The following is a 21,690-nucleotide window of genomic DNA, read 5'->3' as shown; positions in this document are numbered from 1 at the left end:
CGGAGGGTCAGGCGGTCAGGGCCTGGTGTGCGGCGGTCGCCAGCGGGAGGGCGACGCCGAGTCGGGCCTTGAGCTGGGCGGCCGTGATGGGATCGCTGTGCTCGGCCTGGTGGGATGCCGCGATCTTGCGGGCCTCCTCCAGTAGCGGAGCAGGCACCGGGGCCGAAGCCGCAGGGGCCTCTACTGCTCTTGCCGGAGCCAGGACCGGGGCGGGAGTCGGCTCGGGCGCAGGAGCCGGAGTCGTGTCCGCGGGTTCCTCAGTCGGAGCCGGTTCGCTGGCCGGGGCCGCCGGGGCGGGGGCGGTTTCGGTGGAAGCCGGGGCCGGGGCGGGCTGCGTCACGGTGTGGAAGTGGCGCAGGAGCTGGGGGCCGACCGCTCCCCAGCCGAGGAGGAGCAGGGGTGCCACCGCGTCCACGCAGGCGCGGCCCCAGTGGTGGGCGATGAGGGGTTCGGCGATGTTGAGGGCCAGGGTCAGCAGTCCGGACAGGTGCATCAGCCGGGAGGCGGAGCGCATCTGTTCGGCGGGGATGCCGCGCAGGGACAGGTAGCGCAGGGCCACCAGGAGGCCGACGACGGACAGGTCGACCATGGGGGCGATCAGCGGTGCAACGGGGCGGGGGACGCCCAGGCGCAGGGCCAGGGACCAGACGTTGCCGAAGGAGAAGACGAACGCCAGGGTGGCGATGACGGCCATGACCACGGTGACGGTGCGCTGAGTGATCCGGTCCTCAGACATAAGGGTTCACCTCCTTCATGGGCTGGTGGGGACAGGAGTGCGGGTCAGGCTGCCTCCGGGGTGCCGTCGTCGGAGGTGGGCTTGGTGAGTCGGATGCGGCGGAGATCATCGCCGGGGAGCTGGGCGTTGAGGAGTTCGGCGGGGTCGCGGGTCAGGTGGGCGGTCTCGGCGGTGATGCGCACGGCGTCGGCTTCCGCGACGAAGGGCGTGCGGATTCGGATGAAGCCGGGACGGCCCTGGTGCTGCATGACCGCGACGCCGACGTAGGCCGGGTCTTGCAGGTGGATCGGGTTGGCGTCCGGCCAGTCGCGGATGGCCTCACCGAGCGCGGCCACGGAGGCTTCAGCGGTCTTCTGCGCGAAGGACAGGCCCACCGGGCACACGTCCCGGATGAACGTGGGGATGGCGTCGCCCGTGGTCTTCTGTGAGGTGAGGATGACCAGGATGCCGACACTGCGGCCCATCTTCACGAGGTTTTCGACCAGTCGGGCGTTCTCCGCAGCCAGCGCGGCCAGCTTCTTGGTCTTCGGGTCGCTGCCCTTGTAGTCGCGGAAGTAGGTGTGGGCCTCGTCCATGATCAGGACGACCAGCGGCCACGCTGCCGTGGGCCCGACGTGCCACATGTCCTTGGTCTTCAGCACGTCCTTCATTGCCAGGGTGCGCGCTTCGCGCAGGTCCACCAGGCGCTGGAAGAGCTTGTTGCCTTCTTCCAGATCGCTGCCGACGAACGCGAAGAGGCGGTCAGCCAGATCGGCGTAGTCGCCCACACGGGACGAGGTCACCTTGCCGTCCGCCACGGCGAACTGGATCGCGGGCGAGGGCGCGCAGTCGCAGATGAAGCGATTGATCAGTGAGGACTTCCCGTAGCCGGGCAGGCCGGCAACAGTGACGCCGGGCACTTCGGCGAGGTCCACGGCCACATCCTGGGCGTACTCGTCCAGGCCCAGGTTCCACGTGGTCAGCTTCTTGGGCGGCTTCCCGGACGGGACGTGCTCAGTTGCGGTGATCAGCGGATCGACCCGCACGCCACGGATCAGCACCCTCCCCGGGCCGTCGGGCTGGACCGAGACGCGAGTGCAGCGCCAAGCGTCCGCCAGGAACCGCGCAGACTTCTGGAATTCCTCCAGGCCGACCTTGGGCAGGCAGTTGGCCCGGACGAGCAGGCCGAACCGGTCGGGCTTCACCTTCAGCACCGGAGTGCGGACCCGCGGCTTGGGGGGCTTGCTGGCGTCGGTGGTGGTCAGGGAAGCCAGGACGGTGGGCATCTTGTCCGTGACCGACAGCCCGGCCATCTGCGCCAGTCGCTTCCAGCCCCGCCGCACGCGGATCGCCTGGCGCATGCTGGCCCGCATCATGCTGTCGGCTGCGACGTAGCGGCCCAGCCACACCGCCCCCATGACCGCGAAGACGGTCGCTATCGTCACCGCCACCATCGGGGCGTAGGTGGCGAGTTCGTTCACTGTCACGTCTACTTCCGATCTTCGTAGAGGAAGGCCGCCAGGGCCTGATCGAGGTCGCCCCAGTCGAAGTCGTTGATGACCGGTGGGAATCCGTGTGCCGCTAGCACGGCCGCCACGTCACGGGTGACCTGTTCGCTGAAACGGTGGTCGGGGCCGGGGGCTGGGACCGGATAGGCCCGATCCCAGCCCGGAATGAAGTCCCTCACTCGCCCGACTCCGTGCCCTGGTCAATCACCAGCGCCTTGGCGCGGTAGGCCACACCCGAGGACACCTGACCGTTGAACAGGTTGGCCCAGGGGTTGGCCATCAGGTCCACGGTCCTGATCGGCATCCCCGGCTTGAGACCGTCGGGCAGACCCTTCACCGGAACGGTGACCTTCAGCGCCTCAGCGCGCTCACCCTCCATCAGGAAGATCATCACCGTGGACAGCGGGGAGCCGGTCTCACGGTCCACGGCCCGCTCACCCTTCTCCTGGTCCGTCCACTTCGCCACCGGCATGCCGCCAGCCATGAGCTGGGTCTCTTCCGTCATGCCGACGCGGATGCTCGTGCGAGCCATGTGTTTCTCCCTTTCGTTCGGCACCGCCGTGTGCGGTGCTCGGTAGACCCATTTACACATAGCCAGGCTAGCCCAGTCAAGTCACCGAGCTAGGGATGCGCTGGCTAGCCCTGTGGTTGCAGGCGAATCCTGGGTTAGCAGGGCTAACGCGGGCTACCCTGAGGGGCATGACACCCCCGAGCCAGCACGACCCACGCCCGCCCTACCAGCAGGCCGCAGACGCCATCCGGCGCGACATCGAGACGGGCAGACTCAAGCCCGGAGAGCAGCTCCCGTCGCATCGCGAACTGCAAGAGATGTTCAACATCGCGAACATGACCGCGCGCTCAGCGCTTCGAGTGCTGCGCGAGGCTGGGCTGATCTACACCGTGCAGGGGCGCGGCAGCTACGTGGCCGACAAGCCGGGCGAGCGCAGCAGCGACACCCAGGCAGCCGGGACTGCTGCGGGTGTGCGAAAGAAGGCGGAGGTGGACCCGGAGAGCGGTCAAGCCACCGGGTCCCTCCCTGAAGTGCTGCACGCACTGAATGAGCAGATCCGCACCCTCAGCGCGGAAGTCCAAGACTTGCGCAAGGAAGTGGACACGCTGAAGGCGCAGCGCAAGAAGTCCTAGGCGGGCGCTTGCCCTTCGCGCAGCTCCGCCACGTCTTCCCTCATCGCCCGAACTTCCTCACTCAGGCGACCCACCATTGCGCTCATCTCCCGGATCAGGGTGAGCACGTCCTCTTCCTGCGCGGCCGCTGAAGTCTTCAAGGCATTCCCGTTCACGGTGCTCGTCCCCGTCTTATGCGTCATTTCGTTTCCACCCCAGTTACCGCCAGCGCCCTTACCGCCCCGCTTACCGAACCCGCCCACTCCGGTAACGGAAGCGCCACGACCTTCCTGGTAAGCCGCACGGTGTACCCCTGGCGGGCTTGGGAAGTGCCGCCCCGGCAGCCAAAGGCCGGCAACCAGCCCCGACCCCGGCCCTCGCTTTTCGGGCCCTCGGCCTCACCTTGCCGACGGAGAGAAGCGAGCGCAGTAGCGGATTCCGCCCAGCGGCCTGCCCCTGTCCAGCACCCCGCCCTGCGGGAAGCAAGCCGCACCGGCATCCCGCCCGGCGGAACATTTCCGCGATCACCGCTCATCGCCTCCACGGCGCACTCCTCCGCTCCGTCGGGACACCGAGCGCGCGAGAGCCCCTGCTGACCCTCACTACACCAACCGGTCCCGGATTTCCCCAGTCCGGCATCCCGTGCCACACTCCGGCCCTTCTCTGACCAGCACATCACCGCTGTCGGACACCTCCTCATGCACGCGCTCCCTGGCCCGCCGACCGAACTCACCGGTCCGCAAACTCTCTTCACCAGGACCAAGCCCGAGCAGAAGGCCATTTGTGACAGGCTGTGATGCAGATCACGCAGATTTCCTTCCTTTCGGGGTGCCGCCCCAAAGTGAGGTTCATGTTCCAGAGGGAGCCCGGTTTGGACAGGTCGTGATTGCGTGCTAGGCGCCACCCTCCGCCCCTGAACCGCCTTCTCTGCAGAGAAGGGAAGGCGGAAGCGCCAGATGTGACACCGCCCGCGAGTGGCCTGGATCACACCTTCCGCCTCCGCCTTTCTCGGCCCGAAGAATCGCCCGCGCATGGCGTGCGTGATGCAGGCCATGCAAGCCGAACCCGCCCTTTCAAGGTGTCGTCCGCAGCGAGATCCATAGTCCGGAGAAACGCCGGTTTGGGTAACCGGCGATCGTCGGCTATGTTCCGCCCGCCTCAGGGCCCCACGTGCCACACCTGAACTCCTCCCTGACGGCCCCTTCGCTACAGATAAGGGATCGCTCAAGGCCCTGATGTGACACCGGGGGCCCGACTTCTTCATCGCCCGCGCACCACATCACCCAGACCGGACACCTCCGATTGGCGGCTGGGATCAGAAGTCGGCGATTCATCAGCAACCCCCGTAAATCGGCGTAGTGAGCTACATCACTTGTGGATAACTTCCAGGATTCTGCCGCTGAGGCAGGCCCAAGAAGATCTTTAAACGAACGTCCTGTGGATAGATTTCGCCGACCCACGAGACAGACCCGCACAAATTGCCGCGATCCAGGGCAATCAGGGGTGCGAGCGGCATAGGCGAGGTAGCGGCGGCGGAACGCTTCGCAGAAGCGGCCAAAGAGGAGCGGCAGCCGAGCTGTTCAAAGTTTCTTTACTGGATCAAGGCGGCCCGCTACGCGGGCCGCGCGCGCTGGCGGCCGAAGGCCGCCGACGCTCCTGTCTACCGCCCCGCTCTCGGCAGCCCCCGGCAGCTCAGCGCGCAAGGAGCACAAGCGTGCCGGCCGGGCCCAGGAAGCAATCCGACCAGCACGAAGCAGCACCACCAGGCCGACGCCACGCAGCAGCCGCCACGGGCACCGAGACCAGGCGCACGCGACCAGCTGCCCTGGCTGAGCCAACTCCGCGGTGGCACCACGCAGTTCGTGACCCATTCGGAACAGAGCAGAGTGGCGGGGACCGATGTGGCGCGGGTGGCACACGTGACGGGTGCCCGTCATTGCGCGGGAGCGTCGTGGCTGACTTTCGGAGGCTGGGGCCCACGGCCTACGTGATCACTCTCGACCAGGCCGGCGGAGGTGCCGCCTCGAAGCAGTAGAGCTCCGACCAGCTAGAGCGTCATAGCCGGTCGGAGCTCTGTTCTCACCGCGCAGACTGACCTGCGCGCCCCATGTTCACCCGGTCAGATACGGGCCTTCGTGCTGTGTGGTGGAGGCGGCAGCGGGCGAGGTGTCCTGGGCGCGCAACTCGGCCAGCCGCCTTTGGTAGAGCGGCCCCGCGACGTGTGCCGCACGCGCTGGATTGGTAGCGGCTTGTTCGATGAGGTGATGGGCGGCAGCTTTCACCGCCGCCGACCAAGCCAGCACATGTTGTTGAGCGGTGCGCCCGCATTCCTGGGGCTCGCCCGGAAGGCAGTGCGGGAGAGCGGGGCCGATCTTGTTCGCCGCGTGGCGCACATACCGGGCGATCTGGTCCCACTCTTCTTCGGTCCGCTGCACAGCTTCGGGGTGCCGCTCTTCCAGCCACCTGCCGAAGTCGTCGCCGTGATCAACCATGTGCGTGCTCCTACGACTCGATCAGCGCTTACGCGGGTGCGCCGATCGTAGCCGCGGCGGGAGTGGCTTCCTGCGGATCGCAGTGGCCCACCGAAGGGACGCACGGCCCGCACGGTCCACAGCTCGGGAGGAATTGCGGGGGTGTGCAAGCCTGCGCCGGCTTCAGGCCCTGTGCGGCTGCGATCTCTGCGCGAGCTTCCGCCGTACGGGGGCTGTTCCAGATCTCGGCGAGCGAGGTCTCGCGGATGTTGCCAAGGGTGATGAAGCGTCCCAGGACGCAGGGCCAGACGTTGCCATCCGGGCCGATGGCGCATTGTCCAAGGGCGCAGTGTCCACACAAGTCATCAACCGTGGGATGAGCCCCGTTACTCGCTCGTCCGAACGCCCGTGTCCGGTCTCCGCCGACGTGCTGCACCCCGAGGGTCGTGAGGTCTTCCGCCGCTTCGTGCACGCGCTGTTGCGCATGAACCGCGACGACGCCGCCGCGGAGCGGGACGCCCAAGCTGAGCGCTTTCTTGATGTTCGCCCTGGTGCGTCGGTGGGAACCCCGCAGGTTGGTCACCTTGTCGTGATCCTGCGCGCTGTCGGAGTAGTAGGACGTGGCGAGCTTGACCCCACAACGGGTGAACACATCCCACAGATGTTCACGCACGTAGGTGAGGTTGGAGAACACTTCGATTGCCAACCCCGTCCCGTGGGCGTACGAGATCAGCTCGTGCAGGTGCGGGTACAGCGTCGGCTCACCACCGATGAACTGCACATCGCGCGCGCCAATGTCTGCTAACTGGTCGATGGCGGCCTTCCAGCCATCAACAGTCATGGTCCCGTGGGTTCCCTGCGGGGACGAGTCTGCGTAGCAGTGATCGCAGTGCTCGTTGCAGAAGCCCGTCACTTCCAGCCACGCGAACTTCAACGGCTTTTGGGCAGCACTCATCGTGACACTCACTCCTTGGGATTCACGGCAATCGGGCCGAGTGACCCGAGCTGGTACCGAAAGGCGCGCCAGCCTCAGAACGGCCCGCCGAAGGCAGGTACAGGCTGGTCGGTATGGGGTCCGTCCTGGTCGCAGCGGGGAGCTGAAAGCGACCAGGACGGGTACCTAGTGGCAGGGCGCCTCGTGGGGCGTGCCAACGGTTGGCTTATGCAGCAGCCAATGCGCCCACCAGATCGAACGCTTCGCCCTGATCGGCACTTTCGTCGTCCGTGCTGGCGGGGTTGGACACCTCGGTGTCGGTCGTGACGGTCGCAGGCTGTTCCGTCTCGGGCTGTTCCGTCTCAGGCTCCGTACCCACGGGCATGCCCGTCTCCTCTCTCTCGTTGGTCCCGGCCCGGTTGGACCCGGGAGTGCCCGTCCGTCCGTCACAGCGGAGCGGGCTTCCGCCATCGGTGAGCTACCGGCCGTGATGGGGACCGGCGCCCTCGGGAAGTCCCCGCCGCTGGCGGAAGTCATAGGGGCTACCGCTCCCGCGGTAGACGAGCAAGCGGCGCTGCACCCAGCGCGAGAGCATTTCGTTGTCTCGGCAGCTCTGGGGCCCTAAGGGCTGCTGCGGCGACCGCAACGGCAGGGATGTTGGGGAGCGTGCTGTGCCGTCGTGACGGCGTCTGAGCCCACGTCCGGAGAGCTGACTGGTGCCGGCGCGCTACGAGTATCACTGGCCCCAACGAGGACCACAGCAGGGCCGCCTGCGCCGAGAAGAGCGAGGGCAGCGATGGGGCGCCAAACGGCTAACCGAATCGACGACTCGGGGCGCGGCCTAGCATGCGAGCCGCTCATTTGACCGCCTCGATTGCAGAGGGGTCTGTCGTCCACTCCAGGCCGCCGGCCTCAGGCGCGAGCCATGCCACAGGTGGAGTGTCCGGAACCCTGAGCACAGGGCCGAGGCTGTTTCCCTTCACGTCCGGGGCAAGTGCCCGGAGGACGCCGCGCCGATCGTCGTGTGCGTGGTCGATGACCAAGTGACCCAGCAGCGGGTGGTCCAGGTGGCCGAGGCCAAGAGCCTGCCTGCTCATGAATCGCCCCCTCGGTCAACAGGGAAGCCGCCCGGGGGCATGGCAGCCTCGTCCAGAGTGAGGTCGTTGTCCGTCGGCTTGGGGTGCTCCTTCAGGCGAATAAGGGGAGCTGTCCAGCCGTCGCCACCGCCTTCCGGTCGCAGGTGGTAGACGGTGGTCCCGGTGTCCTCCGGTAAGGCGACCACGACACCGGGGCGCCGCCGTTCGGTGTCGTATACGAGGTCGCCGCGATCGGGTGCCCATCCAGCAGCTGCATCGGCCAACGCGCGGCGGCGCTGGACGCTCTGTGGGGTGCGTCGTCCTTCCGTCATGCAACAGACGGTAAGGACGCAACTACCCACGAATATGAATCAGGGGAATAGCTCCTGGTCATCCAGGTGAAAACGGCTCGACATTCCCCGCAACTGCTCGCGGGTGGAGGCGCGTTCGGCATAGACGATCTTGCGGAGGGTGGCCCGTGCGATGGGGTGGTTGCGGATCAGCTGAGGCGCCAGCCTCTCGGCTTCTCGCAGCTCCCCAAGAGCCTTGTGCCGGTCCCCGTCCCACAGCCACGCTCGGGCGAGATCCATGCGGTGATGCCCCCGTCGGGAGTTGGGCAGCACGGCCAACTGCTCCGGGTCAGCCTCATTGTTCAGCCGCAGGGCCTCGGTCTGGTTGCTCATCTCCAGGGCGACGTTGATCCCATGGATGGCCACATTTCCAGCGGAGAACGTGAGCGAATGGCGGTCGTCTACCGGCGGTCCGCTCCTGGCGTCGCCGCGTTCTGCGGCCTGCCGAGCAAGGCCGATGCGGTGATCCGCTTCGGCGGGATTGTTCGCCCGCGCTGCGGATACAGCCGCACGGAGCTGGAGGCTTCCCCAAGCCCGTACGGCGAGCGGCGCACCCTCCTCGTACTGCGATTCGATGCCGAGCAGCGCCTTGTCGGCGAGGGCGGAAGCGTCGGCCCAGTCGGCGGTAGCCCACATGTCCCATACCCGCATCCAGTCCGCGACGGCAGGCATCACCGGGTCGCCGGACAACCTGGCCGCCCAGGACGCACGCTCGCACGAGGTGGCAATCAGCTCGGGATGCCCCAGTGCATGAGCAGCCGTGTGCGCAAACTTGCAGCACACGGCGTAGACACCGAAGGCTTCTTCCTGCTCGTGGCCGGCCGAGACTTCAGCCAGAGCGTGAGCCTCACGCAGCAGGTCAGGAAGGCTCCGCAGAATCGCGACGTTCGCCGCTGCGTCCCGGAGCCGGTGCAGACGCTTCATCTCCTGCCAGAGTGCGCCCGAGGGGCGGGGAGTCCCGTCAAAGACCGGCGTCAGGTCGTAGCGGCGCAGCTCACGCAGAATGGAAGCCGCAGCAGGCTGCCACTGGTTGTCCGGTGCCGTCCCGACATAGGGGCGGTCGATCAAGTCGTTCGGGTGGCAGTGCAAAGCGGCAGCGATGCCGTTGATCAGCACAGCACGGTCAAGCTCGATGTGTCCCTTCTCGACCTTGGACATCCAGCCTTGAGACTTGCCTACTGCCGCTCCTAGATCAGCCTGTGGCATCCCGAGGCTGAGCCTGCGGCGCTTGATGCGACGACCAATGGCCTCTTGCTCTTCCAACTCGTGCGCCATGCTGGGCTCCTGGTTCCGTTCAGGATCGACACCAGAACGGTACTCACACCCCTAGCAGCGGGTGAACAGGTTCAGGGTGCGAACCGGACCGGAGGGCTTGGCAGTGTCGGAGGGGTACTTCGAGAACGCCGACGGCTGGGAGGGCAACGCCGTGATCGGCGTGCTGTGAACGTCGGTGCCGACTTTCGCAGCGACTACCCCAAATGGGTTAACCCCTTTCACAGCGCCCGGTGAAAGGGGTTGCCCGCAGCGCACCGCCAGCGGCAATAACCGCAGGTCACCGGGGTGGCGTGAGACAAGGGCGTTATAGTTTTCTCCGTCGGGTAAGCTGCTTTTGGCTCTTAAAGCTTGCACGCTCCGACTGGGGCGGTGAGGTCTTACGAGTCAGCGCGTGCGGAGTGGCCCTGCCAGCGGCAGTGTCCCCACGCACGAAGGCCCAGCCCCGGGTTGCAGCCCGGAGCCAGGCCTCATGCAGTTACCGAGCCCGGTCGAGCATCAAGCGACCGGGCTCGCTGCGTGTGCAGCTCGCCGCCCGGTTCGACCGCGTCCTCGGGGCGAGCGCCCAGACCTACTGGGCGAACTACCTCGCCAGGGCAATGACCGCCACCAATAAACTCGCCACCGCCAGGAAGACCTGCCACTTCTCAGGACTGGTCCACTTCCTGCCGCGCTTGTCCAGGGGGACGCTCACAGCACCACCTCGCCTTTCTCTCCGGCCGGTGCCTGCCTGTCAGGCTCCGGAGGCATGTGAACTGCGCGACCCCACGCCACAGTTCGGGAGATTCAGGTGAAGCACGGCAATCGTATCGGAGCCTGGTACAGACGATGTGACGCCGCCCGTAAGTATGCCCATGGTGGTAGAAATTCGCCTGTACGTTCGATTCCAACTCCAGTGTAAACCCTCAGCTCAGAGGCCTGATGAGACTTCATGGAGACGCCCAAGAGGGCTTCTTGTGAGTGTCGCTGTACTCAACGACGAGCACCCCATCTCCCACTCCCTGCCTTCGCCCTCCCCGCGCAGCCCCGTTGCAGTGCTGATGAGGTGCGCATCGACCCCATCGCCATCGTCAGGTTGCTCGACCTCCTGCAGCCCTTGTTGGACAGGTGAGAAGCCCTGTTGGCGTAGGGATCACTGGCGTCCAGGAACCGAATGATTGACGGACATTCCCGTTGCCCGTGAGTCGGGAGGATTTGCCCCGGCGTCTGTTCTCGGCGGACTCCCGTCAGGCGGGGGATGTGCAAGGCGTTTCCCCCAATTGATGCGGTACCAGTGGCAGGACCACCGGCGTGCCGCCGCTGCTTCTGCCGTGGTCATGGTGACGGCAACATTGACGGCAACGACGGCACACATGGGCTGTCACCAGCGGTGAGCCGAACACGGGGCGGGCGATCAGGCGGCGTCGCTGCACAGCCATGCCCAAAGCTACGGATCAGAAGGTTGCAGGTTCGAATCCTGCCGAGCGCACAGCAGATCAAAGCCCCCGCCGGGTAATCCGGACGGGGGCTTTGTCGTGTCGTGCCGCAGTGAAGTGCGGCTGCAGTCAAGCGCTGTGTCGCCCCGGCCATCGAGCAGCTTGGTGGACGGGGAGGGTGCGGGGACGGGGCTTCAGTGGGGTGTGGAGGCGATGAGTCCGGCGAGTTGGTGGCGGACGTGGTCGGCGGTTCGGGAGGCGTCGAGGTCGGCGACGTCCACGGTGATGACGTTCCACGGGGTGGTGGCCAGAAGGCGCAGGGTCAGGGCCGCTTCGCGGCGTAGGTGGGCGGCGGCCGAGGCGAGGTCGTGGACGGAGCTGGTGCCGGGGGAGGCCGCGAGTTTGGTGAGGTACCAGCGTTCCCAGTCGGGGCCCTCGCGGGTGAGGGCACGGCGGAGGGCGGTGGCGGGATCGTCGTGTACGTAGACCACCGTCACCTGGGTCGGTTCGACGGCGGTGGTCAACTCGTGCAGAACACCGGCTATGGAGGGCTCGTCGTGGCCCCAGGCCACCAGGGAAGGGATGAAGGGGAGCAGCGCGTCGGTGACCAGTACGTCGATGCCGGCGGCGCGGGACTCGGCCAGGTAGGCGCGGGTGCATTCGACCAAGGTCTCGGGGCGGACGCTGTTGCTGCCGTCGGAGAACTCTTCGGCCACGGGGCGGAAGGCGGGGCGGGTGAGGATGTCGGCCTCTTGGAAGTGGTCGACCGTTGCTCCGGTATCCCCCAGCCAGGCGGCCAGGGAGCGGCAGAGGGTCGACTTTCCGACGCCCGGGCTGTTGCCTGCGACTGCTATCAGGTGCCTCGTCATGGTGGCAGCCTTGCATGAGGGGGAGAGGGAGGGGGGAGGGCCCGGGCGGGCGTGGTGGGCTTCAACCGGGGTGGCTTGGTGCCGAGTTGAGGGCGGGCGGTGCGGTAGGGGAGTGGTGGTGAGGGAAACGATTAGGCGTTGGCGGGGGAGTGGCGTAGTGTTCATTTCACCGACGCGGGGTGGAGCAGCTCGGTAGCTCGCTGGGCTCATAACCCAGAGGTCGCAGGTTCAAATCCTGTCCCCGCTACTGATAGCCGCAGGCCCAGTGGATTCGTTTCCACTGGGCCTGCGGCTTTTGTGCGTCCGCGTCTGCGTCTCTTCCTGTGTCCGTGTCTGTTTCTGTGTCCGGGGGCGTGACTGCGGTCAGTCGTGGGTCGGTGGGGGCGGGGCTGTGTAGTGGGCGGCGGGGCCGGTGTGGGGGCCGGCCAGGGCGGGGTGGAGGAGCAGGTCGTCGTCGTAGTCGCCGTTGTTCTGGTGGCGGAAGGGCAGCGGCTCGGTGGTGGGGAGGGTGTGGAGGCGCTTGCGCAGGCGGGTGGCGGCGGTCGCGTAGGCGGTGGGGGTGGTGCGGTCCGCGCCGGGGATCAGGAGGGGCGGGACGACGGAGATCCCGGTGTACCAGAGGGTGCCGTGCTGGAGGGGGAAGAGGAGGTCGTTGAGGTCTCCGTTGACGCCGCGCGGGCCGAGGGTGGCGGCGCGGGCGCCGGCGGTGGTGATGACCATGGCGCGCTTGCCGGTGAGTCTGCCGTCGCCGTAGCGCTGGGGGCGGCCGGTGGCGGGGTCGGTGAGGCCGAAGGCGAAGCCCTTGACGAAGACGCGGTCGAACCAGCCCTTGAGGATGGCCGGCATGCCGTACCACCAGAGGGGGAACTGGACGATCAGGGTGTCCGCCCAGGTGAGTTTTTGCTGCTCGGCGTCGATGTCGGGGCTCAAGTGGCCGTGTGCGTAGGCGCGTTCCGAGGCGGGGCCGACGAGCAGGCGGTCGGCCGGGTCGTGGTCGTAGTCGGCGGCGTCGACCACCGGGTTCCACTTCATGGCGTAGAGGTCGGAGACGCAGTACTGGTGGCCGTGTGCGTCCAGGGTGCGCAGTCCCTCGGCCAGGAGGGCGCCGCTCAGGGAGCGCTGGTCGGGATGGGCGAACAGCCAGAGGACCTTCATGTCCTCCACTGTCCCGGGAGCGGTGGGCGGCATACGAGTGGCCCGATGGCCATTGTGTGCAAGGATCGGGCCATAAGGTCGGGTCATGGAGGGCCGGGTCATGGGTGTGGTGGAGAGCGGGAGCGACAGCAGCAGGGGTGGCCGTGGGGGTGGCGGCGGTAGTGACGGTGGCCCCGGTGAGGGTGGCCGTAGTGGGGGTGGGGAGGTGCGGGCCGTACCGGGGGGCGGGCGGACGCATCGGGTGGCGGTGCTGGTGCGGGACGGGATGCTGCCGATCGAGGTGGGGATCGTGCACCGGATCTTCGGGGAGGCGCGGTCGGCGGGTGGGGAGCGGCTGTACGAGCTGGTGACCTGCGCCTTGGAGCCGGGGGAGGTGCGTACGGACACGGATTTCACGGTGAATGTCGCGCACGGGCCGGAGGCGCTGGCAGCGGCGGACACCGTGGTGGTGCCGGCGTCCGGGGCGGATTACGGGTGGGGGGAGGGCGGAAGCGCGGGGCGGCTGAGTCCGGCGATGGCCGCAGCGCTGGGCCGGATCCGGTCCGGGACCCGGATCGCGTCGATCTGTACGGGGGCGTTCGTGCTGGCCGCGGCCGGGCTGCTCGACGGACGGCGGGCGACCACGCACTGGCGGTCGGTGGAGGACTTCCGGCAGTTGTTCCCGGCGGTCGAGCTGGATGCGGATGTGCTGTACACGGACGAGGGGGAGGTGCTGACCGCGGCGGGGGTCGCCTCCGGGATCGATCTGTGTCTGCACATGGTCCGGTGCGATCACGGGGCGGCGGTGGCCAACGATGTGGCGCGGCGGACGGTCGTGCCGCCGCACCGGGAGGGCGGGCAGGCGCAGTACATCCGGCGGCCGGTGCCGGAGCCGCAGGTGTCCTCCACGGGGGCGGCCAGGGCCTGGGCGCTGGAACGTCTGGACCGGCCGCTGAGCCTGCGGGAGCTGGCGGCGCGGGAGTCGATGAGCGTACGGACCTTCACCCGGCGGTTCCGGGACGAGGCCGGGGTCTCGCCGCTCCAGTGGCTGACGCAGCAACGGGTCGAGCGCGCACGGCAGTTGCTGGAGGAGACGGAGCTGACGGTGGACCGGATCGCGGCGGAGGCGGGCTTCGGGACGGCGGCCTCGCTGCGGATGCATCTGCAGGCGGTGCTGGGGGTGTCGCCGCGGGCCTATCGGAGCACGTTCCGGGGGCCGGGAGGCGGGGACGGGGGCGGGGACGGTCCGGTGGCTTGAGCCGGGGGGGTGTGGGGCCGGTCTCGTGTGGCGCCCGGTGGGGTGCGGGCTGAGGCCCGTCGGTGACTGGGTGCGGGGGCGTTGTCAGTGGGTGGTCGTACGCTGGCGGTGTGTGGCGATGTACGGGACCGCGCTGGTCAGGTGGCGGGCCGGGGCCGGAGGGGCGGTTCGGGCAGCGGCTCGGTTGGTACTGCGCCGAGCGGGGCGAGGAGCGGGTGAGCATGCTCCCCGCGGGCAAGGTGCTGGCGTTCGCCGCACAGGGGGAGCGGCGCTGTCTGGGGGTGCGGCGGGCCGCTCGCCGGATCGTGTGCCCGTACGGTGCGGTGCTCGACGGTGCGAGCGCCAAGGACCAGTGCGCCCGGTGCGCCCAATTGGACCGGTCGCGTTCGGTGGCCGCGGACACCATGGCTGATGATCCGCGCCCCTACGGGGTCTACCTCGCGTACTTCGGTCCCGGCCTGCTCAAGGTGGGGATCACGGCCGTCGAGCGCGGCCCGGCCCGGCTGGTGGAGCAGGGGGCGGTGGCGTACGCATGGCTGGGGCGCGGGCCCTTGATGGCGGCGCGGCGGGCGGAGGCGCTGTTGGGGAGCGCGCTGGCGGTGCCCGACCGGTTCGGGAAGGGCACGAAACGGGCAGCTCGTGGGGCGCTGCCTCCGGTGCCGGAACGGGCCGCCGAGCTGGCTCAACTGCACGAGGCGGCACGGAGGTTGCCGGGCTGGCCGGAGACGCTTCAGCCGGTGGACTTCGCCTGTGCGGACCATACGGAGCTGTTCGGGCTCGACCGTATTCCGGGGGAGGTGGCGGAGCTGGGCGGGATGACGTCCGGGGTGGAGGTCGTGGGGGAGGTGCTGACCGGGGTGGGACCCGATGTGTACCTGCGGCTGGCGGGGGACGGGGCCGGTGCGTCGAGCAGGGCCGGTGGGGTGGTTGCGGTGATGGATGCGCGGGTGCTGTCGGGGTGGGTGCTGGGGGCGGCTGAGGGGCGGGTGACGACGGCGCCGGTGCGGGCCGCGGTATCCGGGACGGGAGAGCGGGAGGGGGAGGAGAAGGGGAGCCAGGAGGGGTTGTTCTGAGGGGCTGGAGCCGGGGCCGGGGCCGGGGCCGGAGCTGGAGCCGGGGCTCGGGGCCGGGCCGGGACCCGGGGCCGCAAGGACCTCGCCGACGAGGCCGTCGCCCGCGCGTCTGTGAGTGAGGTGGTGGGCGACTGCACCTCCTGTTGAGCCTCCCCGGACGGGCGATGAGGACACCCGCTGACCTCAATGGCTCCTGCGTTCGGTCCATGACCACTTCGTCGCAGAACCCCCACCCCCGTTTCTTCCGGGCGAGCCCGGTGAGCTGCTACACGCACTCGCGGACCAGCGGACGTTGCTGCTGATCGGAAGACGGCTGACGGGGTTGTTCCGGGCCGGGTGGGGGCGTTTAGATGCTGTGTGCAGGTAGGTCGGTAGGTCGGTAGGTCGGTAGGTCAGTAGGTCCGGGGGCGCGGGAGCTGGGCGTGTTGGCCGGGCGCGTTGGGCCGGTTCGGTGTGTGCCGTCGGCTGGGCGCGGTTGCGTTGGCGTCGGCTGAGCGTGGTGTGCCGGCTTGTGGAGGAGGGGCCGGCCCGCGGAGGGATGCGTGGCCTGGTTGCGGGCGTAGTGGCCGGAACTGTTGGCCGTAGTGGCCGTGGTGGCAGTAGTGGGCGGAACCGTATGGGGAGGGGCCCGGCGTGGTGGAGGGTGATGAGCGGGTCGGGTCGTTCTGGCGGGAGTTGGGGCTGCCGGGGCTGATCGATGTCCATACGCACTTCATGCCCGAGCGGATGATGGCGAAGGTCTGGGCGTACTTCGACGCGGCCGGGCCGCTGGTGGGCAGGGCGTGGCCGATCGCGTACCGGTTCGAGGAGGACGAGCGGCTGGCGGTGCTCCGCGGCTTCGGGGTGCGGGCGTTCACGTCGATGGTCTATCCGCACAAGCCGGGGATGGCGCAGTGGCTGAACGGCTGGGCGGCCGACTTCGCCTCCCGTACGCCGGACTGCCTGCGGACCGCGACCTTCTTCCCGGAGGACGGTGCCGCGCTGTATGTGCGCGACGAACTGTCCGGCGGGGCACGGGTCTTCAAGGCACATGTGCAAGTGGGCGGGTACGACCCGACTGATCCGCTGCTCGACTCCGTGTGGGGTGCCCTTGCGGAGGCGGGTGTGCCGGTGGTCGTCCACTGCGGGTCGAGTCCGGCGCCGGGCAAGCACACCGGGCCCGAGCCGATCAGGCGGCTGCTGGCCCGACACCCCCGGCTGCGACTGATCATCGCGCACATGGGGATGCCGGAGTACGCCGACTTCCTCGATCTTGCGCAGCGCTATGCGGGCGTGTACCTCGATACGACGATGGTCTTCACGGACTTCTCCGAGCGGAGCGCGCCGTTCCCGCGGGCCGAGCACCGCCGGCTCACGGACCTCGGCGACCGGGTGCTGTTCGGCAGCGACTTTCCCAACATCCCCTATGGGTACGCGCATGCGCTGGAGGCGCTTGACCGGCTGGAGCTGGGCCAGGAGTGGCTGCGGGGCGTCTGTTACGGGAACGCGGCCCGGTTGTTCGGGGTGTGAGGCGTGGCGGCGCTGCGTGGGTGTTGCGTGCTCCCGGCGCGTTCAGGGGCCTTCGGGCTCGTGTGGGGCGGTGGCCGCGGCAGCGGGTGTGGGTGTGGGTGCGGATGCTCGGGTGGCTGCCGCCAGGTGGGACAGGGCCGCGCGTAGTTCGGAGAGGGTGGTCTCGTCCGTCACGCGTTCCGTAGTGGGGTCGATCTTCGGGCCGATGGCGGGGAGTTCGCGGCAGGCGGCCTCGATGACCTCGCCGGTCATCATGCGCAGGGTCTCGCGGAGCTGGGCGTTGGCGTGGTCGCCGCCGGTAGGGAACGGCGAGGCGGTGATCACCGCGACCGGCTTCGCGACGCATTCGCCGCTGCTGACCAGCCAGTCGAGGGCGTTCTTGAGGGCGCCCGGGACGCCGTGCGCGTACTCGGGGCTGACGACGAGCAGGGCGTCGGCCGCCGCGACCTGGGTGCGCAGGGCGGCGACGGGCGTGGAGGGGGTGGCGTCCTCGCCGTCCAGATCGGGGTTGAAGTGCGGGAGGGCGCCGATGTCCGCGGTGGCGGCCGGGCCGTCCCAGAAGGCGAGCGCGGAGCGCAGCACCGCGCCGTTGGAGGAGCGCGCTCGCAGACTGCCGGAGAGGGCGAGGAGTCTCATGGGAGTGACGGTACAGAAGTTTTCGCAGGCGTTCGTAGGGCTGTGTATGTGCTGGTCAGAGGGATTGTCAGTGGTGGGTGCGATGCTGAGGAAGTGGTGATCGACCTGGGCCGCGCGGGGGGCGGCCCAGGTCGGTCAAGGTGCCTCGGCCAGGGGCTTCGGGTAGGGGTCGGTGACGGGCTTCCGCCACACGGGCTTCCGCCAACGGCCGGGGTCCCGGGGAGGAAGAGGCCTCGGCGGGGCGAAGCACGGGGAATTCTCAGGAGATTCACAGGAAGGCGCAAGGGAGCTCTCACGGGACCGGCTCAGGCTCACCGGCATGACCGTGACTTCGTCGTCCCAAGCGTCGTTTCGTACCCCGGCTACGGCCTCGTCCTCCAGGGACGCGCCGGCGAAGCAGCCGGTGTTGTTGCGGCCCGACGGCAGTCCGCTGCGCGTGCTGGTCGTGGACGATGAGTCCTCGCTCGCCGATCTGCTGTCCCTCGCCCTGCGCTATGAGGGCTGGGACATCCGCTCGGAAGGGGACGGTGCGGGAGCGCTGCGCTGTGCCCGTAGTTGGCGGCCGGATGCGGTGCTGCTCGATGTGATGCTGCCGGACATGGACGGGCTGACGGTGCTCGGGCGGTTGCGGCGGGAACTGCCGGATGTGCCGGTGCTGTTCCTGACCGCCAAGGACGCGGTCGAGGACCGGATCGCCGGGCTGACGGCGGGCGGCGACGACTATGTCACCAAGCCGTTCAGCCTGGAAGAGGTGGTGGCCAGGCTGCGGGGGCTGCTGCGCCGGGCCGGGGCGGCGGCGGCCCGGAGCGAGTCGCGGCTGACGGTGGGCGATCTGGTGCTCGACGAGGACAGCCATGAGGTGTGGCGGGACGGCCAGGAGATCCACCTGACCGCCACCGAGTTCGAGTTGCTGCGCTACCTGATGCGCAATCCGCGGCGGGTGCTGAGCAAGACCCAGATCCTCGACCGGGTCTGGAGCTATGACTTCGGCGGCCAGGCCAACGTCGTGGAGCTGTATATCTCCTATCTGCGGCGGAAGATCGACGCGGGGCGGACACCGATGATCCACACCCGGCGCGGCGCGGGCTATCTGATCAAGCCGGGCGGGTAGGCCGGTGCCGCGAACGCGAAACCCGGCGGTCACGGGGCCGGCCGGTCCGGGTGCGCCGACCGGGCCGGCCGCCCCGGCAACGCCAGACCCTCCGGAGGCCCCGGCCACCTCTGCCACCCCGGCAAGGCCGGCCGCCCCTGCCCCCACCCCCACCCCCACCCCCCGCCGCCGCTGGTCGCTGCGGACCCGTCTCGTCGTGTCGGCGGTGGCGCTGATCGCTGTCGTCGGTACCGTCATCGGCACGGTGACGACCATTGCGCTGCACGACTATCTGCAACGGCAGTTGGACCAGAAGCTGCTGGATTCCGTCGCCCATGCCCAGGCGCCGCGCCCGCATGGTCCGCGGCGTACGAAGGGCCTGGACTTCGTGGCGATGGGCGGTCAGCCGCTGAAAACGGTGGGGGTGCGGTTCGGGCCCGACGGCATGGCCGACGAGGGTGCCATGCTGAGCCATTCGACCAACTGGCTGTCCGAGGACCCGTTGTCGCCGCTGCCCCGGGCGCAGGTTGCGGCGCTGAACGCGGTGCCGCGGGACGGCAGGCCGCACACCGCCGAGCTGCCCGGCCTCGGTGATTACCGGGTGGCATCCACCAGGGACGGCTCGCTGGCGCTCGGTCTGCCGCTCGGCTATGTGCAGGACACGGTCAGCCAACTGGTGGTCATCGAGGAGTGCGTGACGGTCGCCGGGCTCATCGCGGCCGGTATCGCCGGTTCCACCATGGTCGGCATCGCCCTGCGGCCGTTGCGCCGGGTCGCCGCCACCGCCACCCATGTGTCCGAACTGCCGCTCCACCAGGGCGAGGTGGCGCTGCACGTCCGGGTGCCGGCCTCCGAATCGGACGGCAGGACGGAGGTGGGGCAGGTCGGTGCGGCGCTCAACCGGATGCTGGGGCATGTCGGCGCGGCGCTCTCGGCCCGCCAGGAGAGCGAGACGCGGGTGCGGCAGTTCGTCGCCGACGCCAGCCATGAGCTGCGTACGCCGCTCGCGTCGATCCGCGGCTATGCCGAGCTGACCCGGCGCGGGCGGGAGCAGCCGGGGCCGGAGACCCGGCACGCCCTGGGGCGGATCGAGTCGGAGGCCGAGCGGATGACGGGGCTGGTGGAGGACCTGTTGCTGCTCGCCCGGCTCGATTCCGGGCGCCCGCTGTCGTATGGGACCACGGACCTGTCCCCGTTGGTGGTCGACGCCGTCAGTGATGCGCAGGTGGCGGGGCCAGGTCACCGGTGGCGGCTGGAGCTCCCCGATGAGCCCGCGTTGGTCTGCGGCGATGGCGGGCGGCTGCACCAGATCCTGGTGAATCTGCTGGCCAACGCCCGTACGCATACGCCCGAGGGCACGACGGTGACGGCCAGGGTGCGCGCTGCCGGCCCCGCGGCCGGTCCCTCCGCCGCTGGTCGTGCGGCCGCCGCCTTCACCGCCGGTGGTCCTGCCGGGCGCCGCGACGTCGTCGAGCTGGAGGTGCAGGACGACGGGCCCGGTATTCCGGCCGCGCTCCTCCCGCATGTCTTCGAGCGGTTCGCGCGGGGCGACGCCTCGCGTTCGCGTGCCGCCGGGAGCACGGGGCTCGGCCTCGCCATCGTGCAGGCGGTGGTGGCCGCGCACGGAGGCACGGTCGGGGTTACCAGCGTGCCGGGACGGACGGTCTTCACCGTGACACTGCCGACGGCGGCGGCTGCCCCGACGGCACCGCTCCCGACAGCGCCGCTCCCGGCACCGGCTGTCCGGAATGCGCCCGCTGCCCCGAAGACACCCCCGCCCCCCTCACAGCCAGGACACAGGCTCAGCACACCGCCGTGACAGCGCGGGCGGCGATTGTCGTAGGCATGACGACGACACAGCCGCCCCGCACACCGCTGGGCTCCCTGCCACCGCGCGAGCATCTGCGGCTCGGTCAGATCGCGACCGTCCTCGATGTGGTGATACCGGTCCACAACGAGGAACGCGACCTGGAGCCCTGTGTGCGGCGGCTGCACGAGCACCTGGCCCGCACCTTCCCGTACGGCTTCCGCATCACCATCGCCGACAACGCGAGCACGGACCGTACGCCGGAGGTAGCCGCCGTGCTCGACGACGCGATCGACGAAGTCACGGCGGTACGGCTGGAGCAGAAGGGGCGCGGGCGGGCGCTGCGCACCGTGTGGTCCCTCTCCGAGGCGCCGGTGCTGGCCTATATGGACGTCGATCTGTCCACCGACCTCAACGCGCTGCTGCCGCTGGTCGCACCGCTGATCTCCGGGCACTCGGATCTGGCGATCGGCTCCCGGCTCAGCCGCAGTGCGCGGGTGGTGCGCGGTCCGAAGCGGGAGTTCATCTCGCGGACGTACAACCTCATCCTGCGCGGCTCGCTCTCCGCACGCTTCTCCGATGCGCAGTGCGGCTTCAAGGCTATCCGTAGCGATGTCGCCGCCCGGCTGCTGCCGATGGTCGAGGACACCGGATGGTTCTTCGACACCGAGATGCTGGTGCTCGCGGAGCGGGCCGGGCTGCGGATCCACGAGGTGCCGGTGGACTGGGTCGACGATCCCGACAGCACCGTGCAGCTGGTGCGGACGGCCGCCGACGATCTCAAGGGCGTATGGCGGGTGGCGCGGGCGCTGGCGACCGGTGCGCTGCCGCTGGACCGGCTCGCCCGGCCGTTCGGGGACGACCCGCGGGACCGTGAGCTGTCCGGGGTGCCCGGCGGCCTGGCCCGTCAGCTCGTCGGCTTCTGTGTCGTCGGCGGGCTCAGCACCCTGCTCTATCTCGGCCTGTACTCGGTCTTCCGGCTCGGTGTGGGGCCCCAAGCCGCCAACGCCGTGGCGCTGTTGCTGTCGGCGCTGGCCAATACGGCGGCCAACCGGCGGCTGACCTTCGGGGTGCGGGGCCGGGACCGGGCCGTGCGGCACCAGGCTCAGGGACTGGTGGTCTTCGCCATCGGGCTGGCGCTGACCAGCGGCTCCCTGGCCGCCCTCGCCGCCGCCGGCGGCGACGCCTCGCACGGCACCGAACTCGCGGTGCTGGTGGCCGCCAACCTCGCGGCGACGGTGCTGCGGTTCCTGCTCTTCCGCGCCTGGGTGTTCCCGGACCGCGAGCGGCGCGACGACGCCGGCGCACCGCGGCCACACCCCACGCACGACCATCACGACTCCACCAGGAGCGCTCGTTGACCCCGCAGCTCACGCACGACCACTACGGCTTTTCCTGCGCCGTGAGCGCTCGTTGACCCAGCCGCTCACACACGACCACTACGACTTCGT

21 protein-coding genes and 1 tRNA gene are annotated in these 21,690 nt (G+C 69.2%); 8 read left to right on the top strand and 14 right to left on the bottom strand.

What is annotated here, in order from left to right; genetic code table 11:
* Positions 1-7 precede the first annotated feature (7 nt).
* The 4 genes from ACGFR7_RS15420 to ACGFR7_RS15405 are packed head-to-tail and all read right to left on the bottom strand — an operon-like array spanning position 8 to position 2,755.
* On the bottom strand, positions 8-736 hold the full coding sequence (locus ACGFR7_RS15420; RefSeq protein ID WP_393318383.1) for a DUF2637 domain-containing protein: 729 nt from the start codon (positions 734-736) through the stop codon (positions 8-10).
* Between the two features lie 44 nt (positions 737-780).
* Positions 781-2,202, bottom strand: coding sequence for an FtsK/SpoIIIE domain-containing protein (locus ACGFR7_RS15415; protein WP_393318380.1), 1,422 nt, complete (start codon positions 2,200-2,202; stop codon positions 781-783).
* 2 nt (positions 2,203-2,204) lie between these two features.
* Positions 2,205-2,402: a hypothetical protein gene (locus tag ACGFR7_RS15410; RefSeq protein WP_393318377.1), complete on the bottom strand. Its 198-nt coding sequence runs from the start codon at positions 2,400-2,402 to the stop codon at positions 2,205-2,207.
* On the bottom strand, positions 2,399-2,755 hold the full coding sequence (locus ACGFR7_RS15405) for a hypothetical protein (protein WP_148588860.1): 357 nt from the start codon (positions 2,753-2,755) through the stop codon (positions 2,399-2,401). Before ACGFR7_RS15405 ends, ACGFR7_RS15410 begins: the two co-directional genes overlap by 4 nt.
* 167 nt (positions 2,756-2,922) lie before the next feature.
* On the opposite strand from ACGFR7_RS15405, the gene ACGFR7_RS15400 reads away from it, so the two are divergent.
* The gene (locus ACGFR7_RS15400) at positions 2,923-3,366 is read left to right on the top strand and encodes a GntR family transcriptional regulator (RefSeq protein ID WP_393318374.1); all 444 of its coding nucleotides are present in this window, start codon (positions 2,923-2,925) and stop codon (positions 3,364-3,366) included.
* On the opposite strand, the gene ACGFR7_RS15395 is transcribed toward ACGFR7_RS15400, so the two are convergent.
* The 8 genes from ACGFR7_RS15395 to ACGFR7_RS15360 form a co-directional block, all read right to left on the bottom strand.
* Positions 3,363-3,548: a hypothetical protein gene (locus ACGFR7_RS15395; RefSeq protein ID WP_393318371.1), complete on the bottom strand. Its 186-nt coding sequence runs from the start codon at positions 3,546-3,548 to the stop codon at positions 3,363-3,365. The genes ACGFR7_RS15400 and ACGFR7_RS15395 overlap by 4 nt on opposite strands.
* Before the next feature lie 1,908 nt (positions 3,549-5,456).
* Entirely contained in the window at positions 5,457-5,837 is a 381-nt protein-coding gene (locus tag ACGFR7_RS15390; protein ID WP_393318368.1) for a hypothetical protein, read from the bottom strand.
* 28 nt (positions 5,838-5,865) lie between these two features.
* Entirely contained in the window at positions 5,866-6,771 is a 906-nt protein-coding gene (locus tag ACGFR7_RS15385) for a radical SAM protein (RefSeq protein WP_393318365.1), read from the bottom strand.
* A 205-nt stretch (positions 6,772-6,976) separates the two neighbouring features.
* The gene (locus ACGFR7_RS15380; RefSeq protein WP_393318362.1) at positions 6,977-7,135 is read right to left on the bottom strand and encodes a hypothetical protein; all 159 of its coding nucleotides are present in this window, start codon (positions 7,133-7,135) and stop codon (positions 6,977-6,979) included.
* 472 nt (positions 7,136-7,607) lie between these two features.
* Complete coding sequence (locus tag ACGFR7_RS15375) at positions 7,608-7,847, bottom strand: hypothetical protein (protein WP_393318359.1); 240 nt, start codon at positions 7,845-7,847, stop codon at positions 7,608-7,610.
* Positions 7,844-8,158 (bottom strand): hypothetical protein, encoded by a 315-nt coding sequence (locus ACGFR7_RS15370; RefSeq protein ID WP_393318356.1) that lies wholly within the window; start codon positions 8,156-8,158, stop codon positions 7,844-7,846. Before ACGFR7_RS15370 ends, ACGFR7_RS15375 begins: the two co-directional genes overlap by 4 nt.
* 39 nt (positions 8,159-8,197) lie before the next feature.
* A complete protein-coding gene (locus ACGFR7_RS15365) occupies positions 8,198-9,451 on the bottom strand; it encodes a helix-turn-helix domain-containing protein (protein ID WP_393318353.1) in 1,254 nt (417 codons plus the stop codon).
* 1,606 nt (positions 9,452-11,057) lie between these two features.
* Positions 11,058-11,732: a hypothetical protein gene (locus tag ACGFR7_RS15360; protein WP_393318351.1), complete on the bottom strand. Its 675-nt coding sequence runs from the start codon at positions 11,730-11,732 to the stop codon at positions 11,058-11,060.
* Positions 11,733-11,905: 173 nt separating this feature from the next.
* Between ACGFR7_RS15360 and ACGFR7_RS15355 the strand changes: the two genes are divergently transcribed.
* A tRNA-Met gene (locus ACGFR7_RS15355) sits at positions 11,906-11,979 on the top strand.
* Between the two features lie 116 nt (positions 11,980-12,095).
* On the opposite strand, the gene ACGFR7_RS15350 is transcribed toward ACGFR7_RS15355, so the two are convergent.
* The gene (locus ACGFR7_RS15350) at positions 12,096-12,887 is read right to left on the bottom strand and encodes an NAD(P)H-dependent oxidoreductase (RefSeq protein WP_393318348.1); all 792 of its coding nucleotides are present in this window, start codon (positions 12,885-12,887) and stop codon (positions 12,096-12,098) included.
* A 100-nt stretch (positions 12,888-12,987) separates the two neighbouring features.
* Here ACGFR7_RS15350 and ACGFR7_RS15345 point away from each other — a divergent pair, with 100 nt between their 5' ends.
* The 3 genes from ACGFR7_RS15345 to ACGFR7_RS15335 all read left to right on the top strand — a co-directional run bounded on the left by ACGFR7_RS15345 (position 12,988) and on the right by ACGFR7_RS15335 (position 16,706).
* Entirely contained in the window at positions 12,988-14,124 is a 1,137-nt protein-coding gene (locus ACGFR7_RS15345; protein WP_393318598.1) for a GlxA family transcriptional regulator, read from the top strand.
* Positions 14,125-14,339: 215 nt separating this feature from the next.
* Entirely contained in the window at positions 14,340-15,197 is an 858-nt protein-coding gene (locus ACGFR7_RS15340) for a DUF2797 domain-containing protein (RefSeq protein ID WP_393318345.1), read from the top strand.
* A 633-nt stretch (positions 15,198-15,830) separates the two neighbouring features.
* Entirely contained in the window at positions 15,831-16,706 is an 876-nt protein-coding gene (locus ACGFR7_RS15335) for an amidohydrolase family protein (protein WP_393318342.1), read from the top strand.
* 42 nt (positions 16,707-16,748) lie between these two features.
* Here ACGFR7_RS15335 and ACGFR7_RS15330 read toward each other — a convergent pair whose 3' ends face one another.
* The gene (locus ACGFR7_RS15330) at positions 16,749-17,342 is read right to left on the bottom strand and encodes an NADPH-dependent FMN reductase (RefSeq protein WP_393318339.1); all 594 of its coding nucleotides are present in this window, start codon (positions 17,340-17,342) and stop codon (positions 16,749-16,751) included.
* 409 nt (positions 17,343-17,751) lie between these two features.
* On the opposite strand from ACGFR7_RS15330, the gene ACGFR7_RS15325 reads away from it, so the two are divergent.
* From ACGFR7_RS15325 to ACGFR7_RS15315, 3 genes are all read left to right on the top strand, one after another.
* Complete coding sequence (locus ACGFR7_RS15325; protein ID WP_129298580.1) at positions 17,752-18,453, top strand: response regulator transcription factor; 702 nt, start codon at positions 17,752-17,754, stop codon at positions 18,451-18,453.
* A 205-nt stretch (positions 18,454-18,658) separates the two neighbouring features.
* Positions 18,659-20,251 carry a sensor histidine kinase gene (locus ACGFR7_RS15320; RefSeq protein WP_393318337.1) on the top strand — a complete coding sequence of 531 codons (1,593 nt, stop codon included), beginning with the start codon at positions 18,659-18,661 and terminating at the stop codon, positions 20,249-20,251.
* Between the two features lie 26 nt (positions 20,252-20,277).
* Entirely contained in the window at positions 20,278-21,600 is a 1,323-nt protein-coding gene (locus tag ACGFR7_RS15315; RefSeq protein WP_393318334.1) for a glycosyltransferase, read from the top strand.
* Positions 21,601-21,690: the final 90 nt, after the last annotated feature.

Source organism: Streptomyces sp. NPDC048516 (genome assembly GCF_043199875.1).
Lineage (GTDB): Bacteria > Actinomycetota > Actinomycetes > Streptomycetales > Streptomycetaceae > Streptomyces.
This window is presented reverse-complemented; position numbering and strand designations above follow the sequence as displayed.